The sequence below is a fragment of the Natronosalvus vescus genome (genome assembly GCF_023973145.1).
In the GTDB taxonomy this organism is placed as follows: domain Archaea; phylum Halobacteriota; class Halobacteria; order Halobacteriales; family Natrialbaceae; genus Natronosalvus; species Natronosalvus vescus.
On sequence record NZ_CP099546.1, the window covers coordinates 2,150,109 to 2,167,857 of the forward strand.

Annotated in this window: 16 protein-coding genes and 1 tRNA gene; 6 read left to right on the forward strand and 11 right to left on the reverse strand. The window is 63.5% G+C overall.

Annotated elements, in window-relative coordinates; all coding sequences use genetic code 11:
* Nucleotides 1-2 precede the first annotated feature (2 nt).
* A complete protein-coding gene (locus tag NGM68_RS10210) occupies nt 3-179 on the reverse strand; it encodes a ribbon-helix-helix domain-containing protein (RefSeq protein ID WP_252698026.1) in 177 nt (58 codons plus the stop codon).
* Nucleotides 180-234: 55 nt separating this feature from the next.
* Nucleotides 235-2,655, reverse strand: a complete 2,421-nt coding sequence (locus tag NGM68_RS10215; protein ID WP_252698027.1) for a twin-arginine translocase subunit TatC — start codon at nt 2,653-2,655, stop codon at nt 235-237.
* 706 nt (nt 2,656-3,361) lie between these two features.
* Here NGM68_RS10215 and tatC point away from each other — a divergent pair.
* Complete coding sequence (tatC, locus tag NGM68_RS10220) at nt 3,362-4,324, forward strand: twin-arginine translocase subunit TatC (protein ID WP_252701412.1); 963 nt, start codon at nt 3,362-3,364, stop codon at nt 4,322-4,324.
* A gap of 297 nt (nt 4,325-4,621) precedes the next feature.
* On the opposite strand, the gene NGM68_RS10225 is transcribed toward tatC, so the two are convergent.
* The 5 genes from NGM68_RS10225 to NGM68_RS10245 form a co-directional block, all read right to left on the reverse strand.
* A complete protein-coding gene (locus tag NGM68_RS10225; RefSeq protein ID WP_252698028.1) occupies nt 4,622-5,212 on the reverse strand; it encodes a diacylglycerol/polyprenol kinase family protein in 591 nt (196 codons plus the stop codon).
* A gap of 142 nt (nt 5,213-5,354) precedes the next feature.
* The gene (locus tag NGM68_RS10230) at nt 5,355-6,365 is read right to left on the reverse strand and encodes a DUF7972 family membrane protein (protein WP_252698029.1); all 1,011 of its coding nucleotides are present in this window, start codon (nt 6,363-6,365) and stop codon (nt 5,355-5,357) included.
* Nucleotides 6,358-6,558: a Sp36 family protein gene (sp36, locus tag NGM68_RS10235; protein ID WP_252698030.1), complete on the reverse strand. Its 201-nt coding sequence runs from the start codon at nt 6,556-6,558 to the stop codon at nt 6,358-6,360. Before sp36 ends, NGM68_RS10230 begins: the two co-directional genes overlap by 8 nt.
* A 97-nt stretch (nt 6,559-6,655) precedes the next feature.
* On the reverse strand, nt 6,656-8,467 hold the full coding sequence (gene glyS / locus NGM68_RS10240; protein ID WP_252698031.1) for a glycine--tRNA ligase: 1,812 nt from the start codon (nt 8,465-8,467) through the stop codon (nt 6,656-6,658).
* A 281-nt stretch (nt 8,468-8,748) separates the two neighbouring features.
* Nucleotides 8,749-9,600 carry a CBS domain-containing protein gene (locus NGM68_RS10245; RefSeq protein WP_252698032.1) on the reverse strand — a complete coding sequence of 284 codons (852 nt, stop codon included), beginning with the start codon at nt 9,598-9,600 and terminating at the stop codon, nt 8,749-8,751.
* 130 nt (nt 9,601-9,730) lie between these two features.
* Between NGM68_RS10245 and NGM68_RS10250 the strand changes: the two genes are divergently transcribed.
* The gene (locus NGM68_RS10250) at nt 9,731-9,898 is read left to right on the forward strand and encodes a DUF7556 family protein (RefSeq protein ID WP_252698033.1); all 168 of its coding nucleotides are present in this window, start codon (nt 9,731-9,733) and stop codon (nt 9,896-9,898) included.
* 159 nt (nt 9,899-10,057) lie between these two features.
* On the opposite strand, the gene NGM68_RS10255 is transcribed toward NGM68_RS10250, so the two are convergent.
* On the reverse strand, nt 10,058-10,753 hold the full coding sequence (locus NGM68_RS10255; protein ID WP_252698034.1) for an enoyl-CoA hydratase/isomerase family protein: 696 nt from the start codon (nt 10,751-10,753) through the stop codon (nt 10,058-10,060).
* Nucleotides 10,754-10,813: 60 nt separating this feature from the next.
* Between NGM68_RS10255 and NGM68_RS10260 the strand changes: the two genes are divergently transcribed.
* Nucleotides 10,814-11,671: a DUF7114 family protein gene (locus NGM68_RS10260; RefSeq protein WP_252698035.1), complete on the forward strand. Its 858-nt coding sequence runs from the start codon at nt 10,814-10,816 to the stop codon at nt 11,669-11,671.
* Between the two features lie 108 nt (nt 11,672-11,779).
* A tRNA-Thr gene (locus NGM68_RS10265) sits at nt 11,780-11,851 on the forward strand.
* 105 nt (nt 11,852-11,956) lie between these two features.
* On the opposite strand, the gene NGM68_RS10270 is transcribed toward NGM68_RS10265, so the two are convergent.
* A complete protein-coding gene (locus NGM68_RS10270; protein ID WP_252698036.1) occupies nt 11,957-14,305 on the reverse strand; it encodes a PAS domain-containing sensor histidine kinase in 2,349 nt (782 codons plus the stop codon).
* Nucleotides 14,306-14,506: 201 nt separating this feature from the next.
* Here NGM68_RS10270 and NGM68_RS10275 point away from each other — a divergent pair, with 201 nt between their 5' ends.
* Both NGM68_RS10275 and NGM68_RS10280 read left to right on the forward strand, forming a co-directional pair.
* Nucleotides 14,507-14,983 (forward strand): MoaD-like domain-containing protein, encoded by a 477-nt coding sequence (locus NGM68_RS10275; protein ID WP_252698037.1) that lies wholly within the window; start codon nt 14,507-14,509, stop codon nt 14,981-14,983.
* Between the two features lie 283 nt (nt 14,984-15,266).
* Nucleotides 15,267-15,434 (forward strand): DUF1931 family protein, encoded by a 168-nt coding sequence (locus NGM68_RS10280; protein WP_252698038.1) that lies wholly within the window; start codon nt 15,267-15,269, stop codon nt 15,432-15,434.
* 208 nt (nt 15,435-15,642) lie between these two features.
* Here NGM68_RS10280 and NGM68_RS10285 read toward each other — a convergent pair whose 3' ends face one another.
* Both NGM68_RS10285 and NGM68_RS10290 read right to left on the reverse strand, forming a co-directional pair.
* Nucleotides 15,643-16,719, reverse strand: a complete 1,077-nt coding sequence (locus NGM68_RS10285; protein WP_252698039.1) for an MBL fold metallo-hydrolase — start codon at nt 16,717-16,719, stop codon at nt 15,643-15,645.
* An 80-nt stretch (nt 16,720-16,799) separates the two neighbouring features.
* Nucleotides 16,800-17,702 carry a phosphatase PAP2 family protein gene (locus NGM68_RS10290; protein ID WP_252698040.1) on the reverse strand — a complete coding sequence of 301 codons (903 nt, stop codon included), beginning with the start codon at nt 17,700-17,702 and terminating at the stop codon, nt 16,800-16,802.
* Nucleotides 17,703-17,749: the final 47 nt, after the last annotated feature.

A 17,749-nucleotide genomic window follows, 5' to 3' on the forward strand; every position in this document is an offset into this window, starting at 1 on the left:
TCTCAGGGCTCGTCCTCGAGTCGGTCGTGTCTGGCATCGATCTCGTCGAGGATGTCGAGCGTTTTGCGTATCGAGGAACGAATCGCGTCGCTTCGATTGACGAACTTGCCGTCGTCGCCGACGTGCTCGTCGAGGTCGTCGAGCAGTTCCTGTGGGATCTCGACGCTGATCTTTGGCATGCCGGGTGTTTCGAAGGCGTGGTTCTTAAGCCGTTTGTCCGGGGTTGGCCATCGATCACTCGATGAACTGCGAGCCCGTCGAGCTCCCCTTCCCACCGGCGGTGAGTTCCTGGGCGGCCTCCGATCCGGTTCCCGAATCCGGCTTCGAACCCGGGTCGGAGTCGCCGCCACTGCCACCGCCGCCGAACAGTCGGCCGCCGGCCGTCAGCACGTAGAGGACGGCCAGCCCGAGCACGTAGGTGAGCGCGAGCGGCGTCGCGAGCAGGATCATCGTCAGGATCCCTCGTGGACTGGCGAACGCCGCGAAGGTGAAAATACCGACGACGACCGGTCGCCAGCGTCGGAGCATCGTCCGGTAGTTGATGATGCCGCCCACGTGGAATAGCGCCATCGTGACGATGATGTTGAACAGGAAGCCGATACCGACGGTCGTGAAGATCACGAGCCAGAAGAAGCTCTTGATCCGGTAGGAGACCACCATCCCGTTGGCGATTGCGTCCGCGACCAGATAGGAGATCACCGCGGGTGCAATCCAGAAGAAGCCGAGGTAGGTACCCGCAGCGAATCCGAGTGCGAGCACCCCGCCCCAGACGACGAACACCCGCTCGTCGCCGCGAACCAGGCCGCGCTCTCTGGCCGCGGGCCAGGCGTAGTACAGCAACAGGGGGAGTACGGCGACGATGCCCGCGAGCACACTGATTTTCACCGCGAAGATCAGCACTTCGACGGGGTGGAGCGCGATGACCAGGTCGGTTTGCTCGAGGAACGTCGCCGCGTCCATCCCCTCGGGATCGAGGTCGTTCTCGATGGCGACCGTCTCGAGGACGTGATCGGGCATCCGATTGAGGAACAACTCGAGGGTGTCGCCGACCCCGCCCTGGTAGAGCCAGAAGAACGTCCCGGCCATGACCGCCATGAACAGGCCGACCAGGCGGAACATCTTGGAGGTGAGACTGTTGAAGATGAACGCGAGGTCGTAGGCGTAGCCGCCGATGTCCTCTTCGGTGGTCTCGTCTTCGGTGAACGGATCGAGCACGCCGGCGGCGGTGCTCGAGAAGATGCTGCCGCCGTCACCGTCGTCAGTCCCGTCACCGGCGCTCTCGGCGGCCGCGTTGGCCCCCGCTGCTGTGGCACCTGCGACGTCTTCGTCTCCCGTCTCGTCTTCCTCGGCCGCTGCGTTGAGCGTATCGTACCGGTCGAGGATCGCCTGGGCTTTCTCCTTCTCGTCGTCGTACATCGCCTCCCGTGCCTCCTCGAGGGCCTCGTCCTCGCTCATCTTGAGGAAGACCTCCGGTGGGGCGCGTTCGATCGCATCGGCCTCGAGCATCCCGAGGTCGATCTCGGAGGGGTCAGTCGCCGTCCGAATAGCCGACTCCCGGGGATAGACGGGGCTCTGTAACACCTTGAGCGTGTACAGGATCAGGATCGCGAAGGCAACGACGAGACCGATGATGAGTCCCGAGGCGGCAGCCCCCAGGAGACCGTGTTCGGCCGGCAGCGTCTCGAGCAGGGAACCACCGCCGGGCTGAAGCCAGGCCGGCAATGTCGGGTAGACCTCCTCCTCGAGGTACTCGAAGCCGCCGTAGCTGATGGCGAGGGCCGCTGCCGTCGATAGCGAGAGGATGACGAGGCCGAACTGGAGGACGCGCCGTTTGACCAGGTTGGTGCCGCTGTCGAGTTCGGCCGCGCCTTTCCGGCGGATGTTGGCGACGAGTTTTGCCAGCCCGAGGCTGAACACGTAGAGGACGATCATCGGCGTCGCCCACATGACCAGCGTGAACGGGTCTGGTGGCGAGAACAGCGCCCCGAAGACGGTGATCGCGACGATGGCGTGACGCCACTTCTCGCGGAAGGTTTCGTAGGGGACGATTTCGGTGTACGAGAGCGTGCTCATGAACAGCGGAAGCTGTGCGGCCAGCCCGAAGGAGATCGTCAGGAGGGCGATGAACTCAGTGAACTCGGTGATGCCGAAACTTGGCTTGATCCCCATCGAGACGGCGTTGCCCGCCAGGAAGTCGAACGCGTAGGGGAAGAAGATGACGTAGGCGTAAAACAGGCCGGTCCAGAAGAGGGCCGCCGACAGAAGGACGAAGCCGGCGACGTACGTCTTCGAGATGGGGACGACGCTCTGGACGCCGCGCTCTCGCAGCTTCTCGCGGGAGAGATAGAGCAGGGCGGGAATCGCAATGAGGACGCCGACGATCATCCCGATTTTCGCCTGCAGCAAGATCACTTCGAACGGCGTCCGCGTGATGATGTCCGTCTTGTCCGCGACGTGGGTCGCCATCTCGGCTTTCGCCGTCGCCTCGAGGAAGTCCCAGATCCAGAGGCGCAGGGCGTAAAACGAGCCGATAAAGCCGATTACGAAGATGATAAAGACCTTCTGGAGGTTCGCTTGGGCGCTCGAGAACATCGCTCCAAGCGTGTCCCGCCCAGCGTTGATAGTACGGACGGTATCCTCGTCGATGGCGCTCATTCGGTGCCCCAAGGTAGCTTATATCCAGTTATCAACCTTTCGAGTCAATCCGTTTCGAGGGTTGGGTAGGGGATGGTTACCTGTCCCGCAACCGCGTGGCGTAAGAAAAAGGCCTATAACCAGCGGCCTATCTATATCCCGATAGATGCCGGACGAGTCGGATGCGGGGTCGGACAGCGGAGCGCCCACTGAGTCGCCACGCTCGAGCGACGAGACGGGCGAATCAGGCGGTGACGAACCCGAGACTACTGCCGACGGGCGACCAGCCGAGACCGACGACGGGCCAGTCTCAGAGTCGGACGCGGACGCGGAGGCTGAAGCCGAGTCTGATGCCGGTCGTGGCGAGGGAACGCGTTCTTCGGATGACGACGAGGAGGGTACCACCGAGGAGGTCGAAGATGACGGGTCGGCAAACGCGATGGATGTTGATTCTAGCGCCTCCGGAGACGGTTCGCTCGAGGGGACAGCCGACGACACCGACACTGAGGAAAGCGACGACACCGACACTGAGGAAAGCGACGACTCGCAGGACGGTGCGGACGACGACGCCGAGGACAATACTGACGGCGACAACACCAGCGAGGACGTCGACACGGACGACGACGCTGCCAGCAACGATACCGACACCGGTGGCCTCACCAAACACAGAGACGCTCCTCCCGGAGTCACCCCGTTCGAAGACCTCCCGCTCGAGGAACGCCCTCAGATGGGACCTCGGGCCGTCGGCGCGTCTCGAGGCGATGACCGGGCTCGCGAGGACGACTCGAGTGAAATCGATGGCGAGCCGAAAACGTCCATCTCGGACGCCGAAACGCGGGATCCGCCAGCCCCACCGGAACCGCCGGAACCAATGGCGAAAACCGACGGCCACGGCCACCACGACGACAACCGCGAGCGTCAGGAGCCGACCTATCCCTCACCGGACGAGGACATCGGCGGGATTTCGACCCCGCCGGACGACCAGGAGATGCCCCTCGCCGACCACATCGAGGAGATGGTTATGCGACTGGCGGTCGTCCTCCTCGTCGGCTCGGCCGCGACAGCGATCGCTCTCCTGTGGTCCTCACAGGCGATCGGGATCATCTGGGAGTTCGTCTTCCCCTCGGCGGTCGACGAACCGCCACACGTCTATCACCCGCTCGAGCTGTGGCTGACTCGGATCAAAGTCGCCGCGTTGGCGGGGATCATCGTCGCGATTCCGATGCTGGTCTACGAGGGCTACCTGTTCATGCGTCCCGGGCTTTATCCCCACGAGCGCAAGTACTACCTCGCGGCCGTCCCCACGAGTGTCATCCTCGCAGGGATCGGGATGTTGTTCTCGTTCGCGGTCGTCCTCCCGATTCTGTTCGAGTACTTCACGTTCTACTCCCGCGGAAGCGCGGAAATCGCCTACGCCCTCGGCGAGACGTTCAACCTGATCATCACGCTCACCGGTTTCCTCGCGATCGTGTTCCAGATCCCGCTGTTCATCATCCTCGCGGTGATGATGGGCGTGACGACCCGCCGGTGGCTCGCCGAGAAGCGCCTGTACTTCTGGGCGGCCTTCGCCGGGCTCTCGTTCATGTTCACGGTCGACCCGACGCTCATGGCCCCGATTATCGTCGCGATCATCATGATCATCCTCTTCGAGGGCACGCTGTTGCTCCTGAAGTGGACCGGGCGGGAGTGAACGGTTCTCGCCTCGAGCGTTGTGGACGTCTCGAGTGTTCTGGTTCCCTCGAGTTCGAGTGCCATCGACGGTTCCTCGAGCGCTAACAGTCACCTACGCCATACCAACTCGTCCCCCTCGTCTCACCGCCACCAGCCCGATTTTCCTCCCGCAGCGTCGACCTCGAGGCGATTGTGGTACACGGGGTCGCCGTCATCGAGAACGCGGACGGAGACGATGGCGGCTGCTGAATCTATGTTTTCGCCCGCCAGAAGCGAGAGACTGGGAACAGAATACGGGTCACCGTGAAATCGGCGACTACAGCGGCACGAACTCGAGGGTCAGATACGCCAGTACGCTCGCGTAGATCGGAATGGTCAGGTTGTCGTCGACGATGAAGTCCCTGATTCGGAGCTTGACGCCGTCGGCGATCGTCGCGCCGAGAGCGGCGGCGACGGCCACCAGCGGCGCGTCGAGGAAAAACGGCAGCGCGAGAGCGGTGCTGACGACGAACATCGTCACGAGCGTCTTGGGATGTTTCACGCGCTTGAGCGTATTGTCGGAGACGAGACCGCTGATCGGATCGCCGATGGCGAGCATCAACATCGCCGGAAGCGCGATTTCCTCGGGAAACAGGAGGACGGCGACGGTCATGCTGACCATGTAGTAGCCGTAGCCGGCGAACTGGTTCTGTTCGTACTCCCGTGTCAATTTCTCGTAGATCCACCACTCGAGGCCAACCCGGAGGCGCAGGAACTCGAGACCGATCGTGCCCAGGGCGAGGACGACCATCAGCACCTGGAACCGGGGCCAGGTCAGCCCAAGGTCGAGGGCGTTCGCGAGGAGGTAGAGGACGACAAGGCCTGCGCCGCTGGCGTGGACGAGCCGTCGCTTGAGTTCGTCGGCCATTTCCTGAATCGTTCTCGGGCGGGATATTCAGTTCGTCGGTTACGTTTCGCCACGGCGACGGCCGCGTCGAACGCTGCCCTCGAGTCCGAGAACCAGTCACGTCGATTCGACGGCGTCTCGATCCGACACCATCACGACCGCGTCAGCGCTGAGAGCCCCGCAGGATCAGCGGCCCGATGGCGAGCGTTCGCTTGGCGACCGTCGTCACGCGGACGATGTAGGCCATCAGCAGGAAAAACGGGACGAGCGTGAACGTGAACGCGACCGCGACGACCCACAGCAGGTTCTCGGCTCCGAAGGTGGTGCCGACGACGGTCTGATCGCCGACGAAGGTGAGCATCATCCCGCTGACGAGCAATGCTGGCACGCTCACGTAGAGGATCAGCCGCGAGAGGTTGATCAGCTCCCACTGGAAGTACAGCGTCTTGACGTGCTCTCGAGCGGGGCCGAACATCACGAGTGCGCGGCGAAGCTCCTCGAGTGCGTCCTGTTGCTCCGGATCGAGCACGTCCTCGTACTCGTCCTGGATGCGCTCGACCTGAAAGATCTTCCAGCCGTAGTTGAAGTCCATCGCGGCGTAGACGACGTCGAATGTTCCAAAGGAGGCACCCTCGATCTTGTCGGTGACGGTGTCGGCGTTACCCGTAATGCTGTCGACGAACTCCTCGATTTCGTCCGCGAGCTCCTCGTCGTCCGTCCCCTCGATGGCGTCCTCAAGGTCGATCGCTCGCGTGCGTGCGGCCTCGACGATGCTGCTGATGAACGCCGAGGGATCGGCGGGGGCTGGTTCGCCGACCAGTTCGGTGACGTAGCCGCGAAAGTCCATCGTCGCGCTCATCCGCTGACGTTGCTCGCCGAGGGGGCCGTTCTCCTGGGAGACGATGAGCTGACCGATCGTGACGACCAGCGTGACGGCGGTGATGATCGCCGTCAGCATCGAGGAGAACATCGCTTCGATCACGGCCCGTTCCTGGAGGAGCGTCGAGAGTCGGGGCTCGAGCAGCGCCCCGAGCATGAAGAGGACGAAGAAGGTGACGGCCACCACGCCGGTGACGACCAGGCGGTTGGCGCCGATGAGCAGCCAGATTTTGAGGCGACTCTCGTCGGCCCGTTCGCGCATCGTGTCGGCGGTGCTAACCTGATCGTCAGTCATCGTCGTCACCGATCGGCCGCTTGAAGACGAGGTACTTCGTCCCTCCTTCGGTGTAGTCGATGGTGTCGACGAACTCCCATCCGTCGGCGCCGTACTCGTTGAGCAACGCCTTCGGATCGTCGGCTTCCCGCATCGTCGCTTCGCGAGGGGGTCTGACCGTCTCGTACTCCCACTGCGTCGACGCCGGTGCCATACCGGCACTATCACGAAATCCGATAAAATCGTTTGGCTTGCGCCCGGCCTCGAGGCGACGCGTGGTAACGACCGTGGCGACCGCCCAATGTCCACGCCTACGACTCGAGTTCCTCGAAAGCGACGTCGCCCGCACGCAGCGCCGACAGCGTCTCTGCCAGCGAGTCGATCGGGAGGCGCTTCTGGGCGGTCGAATCGCGTTCGCGGACGGTCACCGCGCCGTCGTCGAGGCTCTCGTAGTCCACCGTCACGCAGAATGGGGTGCCAACCTCATCTTGTCGACGGTAGCGGCGGCCGATGTTGCCCGAGTCGTCGTAGGTGACCGAGAGGCCGGCCGCGCGTACCGCTTTCGCGACCTCCCGGGCCGTCTCCTCGAGGTCGTCGTCGCTCTGGAGCGGGAAGACGCCGACGAACGTCGGGGCGACTTCGGGCTCGAGCTCGAGGTACGTCCGATCTTCACCGTCGACTTCGTCCTCGGCGTAGGCGTGATGGAGCACGGTGTAGAGCAGTCGGTCGACGCCGAAGGAGGGTTCGATGACGTGGGGGGTGACGTGTTCGCCCGCGATGGTTTCCTCCTCGACGGCGAAGCCGGTCTTTTCGACGGGGATCTCGTGGGTTTCGCCCTCGAGGTCAATCTCGACGGTGTCGCCGTCGAACGCCTCCCGATTGCTCGCAGCCAGCGCCTGGAGCGCATCGACGACCGTACCGGCGCCGCCGCCGAATTGGGGGCCGAGGTAGCTCATGTCGGGATCGACGGTGGCGCGCTCGACGGTCTGTGGCTCGTCGTACTGGCGGAAGACGGTGAAGCGCTCGCCGGAGCCCGCGGCGTGTTTCGAAAGGTCGTAGTCGCCGCGGTGGGCGAAGCCGGCGATCTCGATCCAATAACCGGAAGACGGCTCCGCCGACTTCCGTTGTTCGGAATCGTCCGATTCCTCACTCCCGTCGATCAGCGCTTCGGCGTCCCAGCAGTCGCTCGCGTAGTGTGAGCGCTCGCCGGCGAGGTGCTGGCGGAAGCGGAACCGGTCGGGATCGACGCCGACGGACTCGTACCACTCCTGGGCGATGCCGAGGAAGTAGGCGATCCAGGGATCTGCGATGGTGCCGTCGGCGACGGCCTCGCCGATGGTCGTCTCGCGGAGGTCGCCATTGTCTGCTTGCTGTTCAGTCGCTGGGTACAGCCGCACCTGGACGTTCTCGACGCCCGAGAGGTCGGGGCCGTCGCCCTCTGGGTCGACGAACTGCTCGAGTTCGGCCTGGGTGAACTCGCGGGTGCGGATGATCGAGCGCCGGGGACTGATCTCGTTGCGGTAGGCGCGACCGATCTGGGTGACGCCGAAGGGGAGGGTATTGCGAGCGTACTCCTTGAGCCGCGGGAATTCGACGAAGATGCCCTGTGCGGTCTCGGGTCGGAGGTAGCCCGGCTGGGAGTCGCCGGGGCCGATGCTCGTCGCGAACATCAGGTTGAAGTCGTCGACGGCCTGGCCGGCGAGGCCGGCGCCACAGGATGGACAGACGAGTTCGTACTCGGCGATGATCTCCTCGACATCCGGAATCGGGAGGCCCTCTGCGTCCTCGTAGTCGGTGTTGTCCTCGACGACGTGATCGGCGCGGTGGCTCTCGCCGCACTCGGGACACTCCACCAGCATGTCGTCGAACGTCTCGAGGTGACCCGAGGACTCGAAGACGGGTTCGGGCATGATCGTCGGCGCGTCGATTTCCAGATTGCCCTCCTGCACCGAGAACCGGTCGTGCCAGGCGTCCTCGAGGTTCCCCTTCAACGCTGCGCCCTGGGGGCCGAACGTGTAGAAGCCGCCGACGCCCCCGTACGCGTCGGAGGACTGGAAGAAGTAGCCGCGTCGCTTGGCGAGTTCGGTCAGCTTCCTGCTCGTCGATTCCGCGTGCTCACTCATCGGTCGATCAGCTCCGTTCGGGGCTCGGCTCGGTCGACAGCCACGACACGACGACGTGACCGCGACGAGCGCAACGATTCGGTCATACTCATCCGTACCGAGCCCCGCCGGACAAAAGTCACTTTCGAGGCTGCGTGAGGGCGTGTCATCCTGTGCATTCGAACCGTGTTCGATCGACGTGTGTTACGGTCGCCTCGAGGAGCGCCCTGCAGAACGGGGCGTCGCGAGATGAACTGAAAACCCGGGGGATCGTCGTGAGCGAGAGCCTAACTATCGGCCAATCAGTGATACAGCGCGCGCAGCAGATCGACGTCGCGAACGATACCGACGAGGTCGTCGCCGGTGACCATCGGAATCTGCTCGATGTCGTTGCGGATCATCAGCTGGGCGGCTCCCTCGATCGTCTTGGTTTTCGAGACCGTCACGACGTCCTCGGTCATGAACTCGCTGACCGGGCCGACCGGCAACTCGATGTCCCGGGTCGGGAGCGCTCGGCTGCCGACACCTTTGATCCCCTCCCAGGAGTAATCGGCGTCCTGATCCGGGAAATTGTTCCCGGTCTCCTCTTCGCCCTCGACGATTCGGGCGACGTCGATGATGTCGACTTCCGTGATGACGCCACTCATCCGCCCGTCGTCGTCCAGGACGACCGCGTAGGGGACGTTCGCGTAGTAAACTTCGCGTTCGGCGACCGGCAGGGGGACACCCTCGTACGTCGTGTTCACGTCTCGGGTCGCGTACTCGCCGACCTCGGCGTCGGTCTCGGCGTCGCCCGTCGCGATCGTGTGGACGACGTCCGTGACCGTGATAATTCCCTCGAACTCCCCGTCGATGACCGGAATTCGACGGGACTCACTCTCGACCATCACCTCGGCAATCTCCTCGATGCTCGTCTCGGCGGTCGTCGTCGGCACGTCCTCGAGCAACATCACCAGCTGATCCTCGTCTGGCTGTTCGATCAGCGACTCGCGGGTGACGAGCCCCCGGTACTCGGCGGTGCCGTCGTCGGTCTGGACGACCGGCACTGACGAGAACGACCGCTCCTGGAGATACTCGAGTACGTCAGTTCTGGTTCCCGGCAGCGAGACGGAGACCACGTCGTCGCGCGCCGTCATTGCGTCAGCTACGTTCATATCTCCTCGATACGGTGAAAATCGGTATAAAGGCAGTGCTTCTGTGTGTTCGCTTCGGGAGGCCTGATTCGGCAGGCGTCGACAGAACCGATCCGACGGGTTTATATGTCCGAGTACGTGACCTCCTCTCATGGTGACGGATCACACGTGCCACACGTCCGTGTCTACGGACACTGTCTGCAGTTCGATTGACTCCGATGGCGGCCGCGAAACGTACGTTATTGCGGACATCTCCGCAGATGGTGCCTGGCTCTCGATGCGAGCGGACGATGCGCCGACACTTGCGGCCTGGCGATAATCCCTTTTCAATCGGCCGAATTGGCCACTTTGACCGGTCGCATGTTCTCGAGTGAACAGAGATGGACGTGGAAGTGCCCGCGACGGAGCATATCTGCGGCGACCAGAACGAATCAGAGAGACGTCACAGAGCGAGTGCGTCCCGCCCCGCTCGAGTCGCTCATCGTCGATCGGCGACATCCTCGCCGTACGTCTCGACCAACCGTCCGAACGCCGTCGCTTCCCGGTCTTCCTGAACCGATCGCTCGCTGTCGTCCCGCAGGCGGGATTTCAACACCTCGAGTGTCTCCGGCGGATGTTCGGCCATCGCCGTCGCCACTGCAACCGGGTCGTCGACGACCTTTGAGAGCAGTCCCATCCGACACGCTTCCTCGGCGTCGATCACCCGACCCGTACAGGCGAGATCCAGCGCGTTCCCCTCGCCGACGATTCGAGGCAGCCGAACCGTCCCGCCCCAGGCACCGAACAGGCCGAACGTGACCCCCGGTTCGCCGAACGTCGACGCCGGCGTTCCGACCCTGAGGTCACACGCCAGCGCCAGCTCGAGGCCGCCACCGCGGGCGGGCCCGTCGATCGCGGCGACGGTAATCGCCCGAGTCGACTCGAGCAGGCGAGCAACCCGCTGGCCCAACCGGGCGAAGTCCTCGGCTTCCGTCCGATCGAGGCCGGCCACCAGATCCAGATCCGCCCCCGCACAGAACGCCGACCCGTTACCCTCGAGAACGAGAATTGGTTCCGTGGCATCTTTCACTGCCGCCTCGAGGGTCTCGAGGCCCGCCCGGGTGAGGGCGTTCCGGGCCTCCGGGCGCGCGAATCGAATCGTTCGAACCCTGCCGGTCGTCTCGGTCTCGATCATGCTCCCCGTCGGTGGTGTCTTTCCAAAGGTCTTTGGCTGCTCCGCCGTAAGCCCCTGTTGATGGATCGGGTCGACACCTGTCGGCAAGCCGCCTGCGACGCCATTTCGGACGTCGAACCGGCAGCGTTGAATGAGTTCTTGACCGACACGCTCGAGGCAGCATCGATGACGCCCGGCGTGTTAACCCTCGCGTGTGCGAGCGCTCTCGAGCGCGCGAGTGCGAACGCGACCGCGAACGCAACTGCGACTGCGACCGTGAGCGAAACCGAGAGCGAAACCGAGAGCGACGCCACCGCTGGATCCTCCGTGTCACGGACGGCCACTCCCACCGAACTCAATCTCGAGGCCGTCGCCCACCACGCCGCCGGCGTCCAGCTCATCTACGAAGGGCTGCGACTCACCAGGATGCTCGCCCACGAGGAGCCCTGGGCCGAGACCACCGGCGACGGCCGCGCCGACCTCGAGATTCTCGCCGCCGACATCCTCGTCGCCCGCGGCTTCTACCTCTTGGCGCGTACCGACGCTGCCACCACCGCCGTCCGCACCGTCCGCCAGTTCGGCCGTGATCAGACGCTCCGGGCCGACGCCACGACTGCCGACGCCACCGCCCTCGACGCCAATCTCGAGCGCGACGTTCTGGAACTGGCCGTTTGTACCGGCGCGACAGCCGTCGACGCCCACACCTCGTCGGCGCTGCTCGAAGTCGCCTCGACCGTCGCCGCCGACGTCGGTGCATCGTTTCCGCCAGCAGGGGAGTGTATACCATCGCGATCGGTACTCGAGGATGCGGTGGATGAGTACGAACCGGAACGGGAACGGCAACAGGGGCGAAAACGGAAACGGGACGCCGAACCGGATCTCGAACGCCCACCCACCGAACTCACGACCGACCGTGTGACGTCTGCAGGCGACCCGTAGCCGCGCTCGAGGGACGTACGGCTCCTGTCGCGTTCAGTGTCACACCGACACACCCACAGGGGGGAATCGAAACCCATAAAGACGACTCCGGTCAACCAACGCATGCCTGCCTGGGTAGCTTAGCGGTAAAGCGCGTCCTTGGTAAGGACGAGAGCCCGGGTTCAAATCCCGGCCTAGGCTTTTTCTCATCTGTTACCAACCACGAGCGTCGTCCACCGCTCGCGTGTTGTCGTGATCGTCCCGGATGTGACCGACCAAGTCCCTCGAGTCGTAGTTGACGATCAGTTAGCGCTCCTCATCGCTGGCCGGAATGGTAAAGGAAAACGCCGCACCAGTTCCCGGTTCGGACTCGAGCCAGATCCGGCCGTTGTGGCGCTCGACGATCCGACGACAGAGCGCGAGTCCGATGCCGGTTCCGGCGTACTCGTCGTGGGTGTGGAGCCGGTGAAACACTTCGAAGACGTGATCCGCATCGTCGGGATCAATTCCGATTCCGTCGTCGCGTACCGTGATCGTCCAGTCGTCCCCGTCGTGGTCGGCAGAGACGTGAACGCGCGGCGGGGCGTCACCGCTGTATTCGATCGCGTTGTCGAGCAGGTTCTGGAACACCTGTCGGAGTTGACTGTCGTCACCCAGTACGGTCGGGAGTGATTCGACGGAAACGTCCGCGTCGTGTTCCTCGATCGTGAGCTGGAGATCCTCCAACACGTCGTCTACCACCGCATCGAGATCGACCGGTTCGAAGGGGTCGCCCCGGGTTTCGACGCGGGAGTATTGCAGTAATCCGTCGATCATCTCTCGCATTCGCTCGGCTCCGTCGATGGCGTACGCAAGGAACTCCTCGCCGTCTTCGTCGAGTGTGTCAGTGTATCGGGTTTCGATCAGTTGCAGGTAGCTCGAGACCATTCGGAGCGGTTCTTGCAAATCGTGAGACGCCGCGTAGGCGAACTGTTCGAGGCGCTTGTTCGATTCTCGGAGATCGGTGATGTACTCTCGTCGGTCGAAGTGGAATTTCAGTAGCGTTGTGAGCGTATCGATTAGTTTCTGCTCCTCCTCGAGAAACCCTGCCGGTTCGGCGTCTGCCTGGTCAGCCTCGTCAGGATCGTCGTACAGGATGACGTCGACCGTGATCGGCGTCCCCTTGACGGTATGGGTGCGAGACCGAATTCGATTGTCGAGCGACCTGTATCCCTCCGTGGTGGCCTGGGTGTCACCGATCGAGACACGTGCGGCAGTTCGCTCCGGTTGCTGGAAAAATTGCGGGAGAACGCCCACGAACTCCTGGAGGAGTTGATCCACCGGTTGCTCGCCGGATTCGAGCAGGTTCGTGGCGAGCCTCACGGCTGCGAGCTCTTTCTCGCGTTCCTCGAGATCTTGTTTGCGCCGCTCCGCTAACGCTTTCAGATCCGTGATATCCGTTGCCGTCTCAACGACTTGTGCTGGTTCCCCGTGCTCGTCGGGTATCGGTCGTGCGTTTATCGAGAGCCACCGTCGTTGTCCGTCCGACCGTTTCAGGAGAACTTCCTGATCACTCGCGGGCTCGCCCGTCTCGAAGACGCGGAACACGGGTCGCTCCTCGATGGGAAGGTAGGTGCCGTTCTCGTCGTACACGTCCTGCTGTGCGGTCGAGTACGATTCGGCCGTCGAGGACACAGTGAGCAAGTCGGCCATTCGTTCGTTTGCTCGAGCAGTCGATCCATCCGGGTTTACGACGGCGATACCGACGGGGCTCGTCTCCAGAATTTGCTCGGTGAGGCCGTACTCGCGTCGGAGTCGTCGCTCGCTGTCACGCCTGGCACGTTCTGCGTCTTTCCGGTCGGTGATATCGTAGTAGAGTTCGACTCGTCCACCCTCGTATCGACCGGACTCGATCGGTTTACTCCGGTGCTCGAGCCAGCGCGCTTCGCGGTCGTCAGCAGCCGTGATCTGGCTTTCGAACTGTTCGACGTAGGTGTTATCGTCGTAGGTTGCCAGAACCGTCTCCGCGAAGGTGTCGGAATCGGTGAATTGGTTCCGGATCGTCTCCTGAATAAGCGTCCGTTTGTCTCGGCCGATGACCGCAGTTCGATCGAGGCCGAAGTAGTCTTCGATCGTTTCGTTGATCCACACGACGTCGAACGTTTCGTCGAGGACGAACACGCCGATGTCGGCTTCGTCGATCACGGACGAGATCGACTCGTAGGTCTCCCACCGTGACGGGAGGTGAGTCGTCGTTTGCTCGTGATCATCGAGTATCCGGGTGACGCCGACGGTTCCCGCCAACTCACCATCGTGTACGATGAGGCTGAATCGAAGCTCGCAGTGAACCCGATCACTATCAGTCGTCTCGATCGCAAGATTGAACGTGGTATTCGGATCCTCGCCACGTTCGAGCCGGGTGTGGATTTCACGTTCGAGACGTCTGGCATCGACATCGTCGATAAGAACAGAGACGTGCTCGCCAAGGAGTTCGTTCCGCGCGTATCCCGTCGTTTCGGTGATGACGTCGTTTACGGCGACGAACCGGCCCTCGGCGTCGAGTTGATAGATACCGTCCTGAACGGTATTGAGGAGCGTCAGAGAGTGCTGGAGTGCCTCGGAGTCATTCGTGTAATCCTGAAAAGGCGTGTCCGGTGCGGTATCGTTACTCTCCATTGTCACATATAAAGTGCCGCTCGAACTAAACCCTTGGCGGCAAGAGTCGGTGTATTCGAGTCCGATCCTCTCGAGCTGGCGGTACCGGTCGAGTACGTTTCAGGCGGACGAGAGTATCGTTGCAGGAGCAAAACGGTTGATTGACACGAAAGCTGTGCTTACCACATAGAGCGCAATACACGAGTTTGTGGTGGCTGGCGTATGTCGAAACTCAACAGACGGAGCGTCATCGTCTCTGGATCGGCACTGCTGACGACCGGCGTCATCGCGACGGTGGGTGCAGGAAGCACCGAGGACGATGGAAACGAGAGCGGTACGGACGTGGACGACGAAACGGAGATCGACGCCGACACTGGACATGCGTTCGATGCCGAGCCCACCGGACGAGAAATCGGTCGAAGACGGTGTCTTGGGCGTCACCCGACGATTTCGGGGGCTGACGCTCGAGCAGGCGTTGGGCTCCCTGGAGAACCTCGGTGGCGAGCGAGTCGGTTAGGGGGCGAGCGGATCGACGAGGGGGTGATCGAAGGCGACGGCTGGCGGGCCGACTGCTCGTCCGGGACGGTTCCGGTTCGGCCATCGTACCGACTTACCGAGGTCACGATCCGCTGGACGGGAACGCACGATCGACTCGGGCTCGTCCAGTTCCGATCGAAGGCGTTCCGCGCGCCCGGGTGATCGGATGACGGCTTCGTTGCTCAATGTCTATCGAACACCGTGTCACGTGGTGGTTATTTTAAAACTTCATTTATCTACCGACGACACTTTCGGCGGCAATCGATAGCGCGCGCGAGCGCTCGAGCGGTGTCTCGAGGGGGTGTAGCTGCCGCCTCGGACATCATTGCTCATATACTTTCCGGTGGCCCGGGCCCGTAAACACGCAGTACCGGCCCTCTCCGACCCGAATTCGCCGTCGATAAACAGAACCTTTATAAGAGGGAAACGGGAACGGGTAACTTGTATGGCAGATCTTATCGTCAAAGCCGCCGTCAAGGAAGCACTCGATGACAAGAACGTTGCGTCGGACTTCTACGAAGCACTCGACGAGGAAGTCGCTGAACTCCTCGAAGACGCTGCTCGCCGCGCCGAGGACAACGACCGAAAGACGGTTCAGCCTCGCGACCTGTAAGCTGCGACAGTTCGATAACTGATTCATTTTATTGGGCGCTACGCGACGAGTGACGACGCTCTGCGACGAGCCATCGTGCCGATCGGACAGTCTCCGTCGTGAGAAACCTCTGTAGACGGCGTGTGCGGTGTGTGGTGTGGGTCTGTGAGTCACTCGAGCGACGAGGGCTTCGCTCTAGTGCTCGTCTCAGTCGAACCCGCTGCACTTCTCAGTCGATCGTATCTCGAGCCGTCGAGAGCGGCCAGCGACCGTCCGAACAGGCGGCCAGTTGCGTTCGTCCCGCTTCAGTCAGCCGGTACGGGTGGCCGTCGACAGCGGCCCGGTCGTGCTGATCGATCGCGTCGTGTTCGCGTCGCTCGATCGCTACCGCCCCGGTGTCACGCAGATGCTCGAGGTGGGCGAAGGCTTCCCCCGGGCCGTGGAGGATGTGGATGTCCGAGAGGTCGCCGAACAGCCGGGCGCTGACCGTCCAGGCGTCGGCCGGGCCGATTGCCTCGAGTGCCGACGCCACCCGGAAAGCACGCTCTTCGTGATGCTCGAGGATGTGCCGTGCTCGTTCTGCTGGCTCGTCGATCGGTGTCCGGTGACCTGGCCAGGCGCGGGCGTACCCGCGATCGATCAGCGTCTCGAGCGTCTCGACGTAGGCGGCCAGGGCCCCCTCGAGGCGGACGTCGGCGCCGCCGACGTTGGGGGTGTACTGCGGGAGGAGCGCGTCGCCGGTGTACACCGCCGCCCCGGTTCCCGTCTCACGCTGGGGAACGAAACAACACAGCCCTGCCGTGTGCCCCGGGGCGTGGAGCACCTCGAGACGCAGGTCGCCGACCGAGAGCGTGTCGCCGTCGGTGATGGGCGTCACGTCGACGGCCTCGCCGTAGATGCCGGCCTCCTCGCCGGCCTCGAGAAACGCGAGAAGCTCTTCGCGCGCGTCGTCGGGCATCCCCCACTTGTCGAACAGCTCGCGCTGGGTCGCCTCGAGATTCGCCCACGCGGCTGCGTCCCCGGCGATGAGCGGGGCGTCGGCCTCGTGTGCGTAGACGGTGGCACCGCTTTCGGCCTGTATCTCCCCCGCCAGGCCGGTGTGATCGGCGTGGTAGTGGGTGAGGACGATGGCGTCGATGTCAGCGAACGCGATCCCGTGTTCTGTGAGCCCCGCCTCGAGTTCCTGGCGGGTGTCGGGAACGGCGACGCCGGTATCGAGTAAGACGGTCGCGTCACCGTCGTGAAGGTAGGCGTTGTTCGCCCCCTCGAAGACGGTGTTTCCGAGCGAGATCCGGTGGAACGTCATTGTGGATGCCTTGGCGTCGGACTACTTACCGTGTTGTGATCTCGAGTGGCGGCTGCTGGGCTGCGCGGTCACTGCTCGAGCTATCCGGCTACTGACTCCTCGAGTCGCCCGTTCCCGGCGTTCAATCGCGGCAACAGGCCGACGACGGTGCCGCCAAGAAGTCCGACGAGCAGCCAGACGGCGTGACCATCGAATGCCAGGAGGAGGAGGGCGACGACGCCGAGGCCGCCGATGCCGAACGTGGTCTGGCCGATCTGTCTGGGCGAGACGGGCCAGGGGTCACGCGGCGGTGGGGCGACGAGCCAGACGAGCCAGAGCCCGACCGCCCCGCCGAGGAGCGCTGCGGCGTCGGGTTGACCCCCAATTGTCCAGGAGAGCGCTGCGATGAGGGTGACGGTCGCGAACGTAGCGCTCGTCGGATCGACGGTGGAGTGATCGGCGGCCCAGCGACGGGTGGCGAGGATCGCTCCCAGATACCCGAGGGCGAGCGCGATGCCGACCACGACGTCGACCGGGTAGTGTAACCCGAGGGCGATGCGGGAAAATCCGATGAGGGCGACGACCGCCGCCGCCCCGATCAGGCGCACGCGGCGCGACCACACGTTCGTCTCGAGCGCCAGCATACACCAGATGATGGTACCGGCCATCGCGTGGCCGCTCGGAAAACTCGAGGAACTCACCTCGACGAGCGGGGCGTAGACCACGGCGAGGGCCGTGGGTAGCACCTCCGGCGAGATAGCCGGGCCGACCCCGGGTCGACCCAGGCCGACGTATCCTTTCGCCCCGACCACGAGGGCGTAGCCGCCGATGACGGTGGCGACCCAGGGGAGGAACCGATGGCGATTGGCGAACCAGAAGGCGAGGACGACGGCGGGGGCGACGAACCAGACGCTCCCGAGGGACGAGAAAAACGCCCAGAGAAATGCCATCCACTCCGGGAAGGCGTCTCTGGTCGCTTCGACGTGGGCCGATTCGAACCACATACGCGGGGCGTTCACGCTCGAGGTGCGTATACGTGTCGATTATCCAA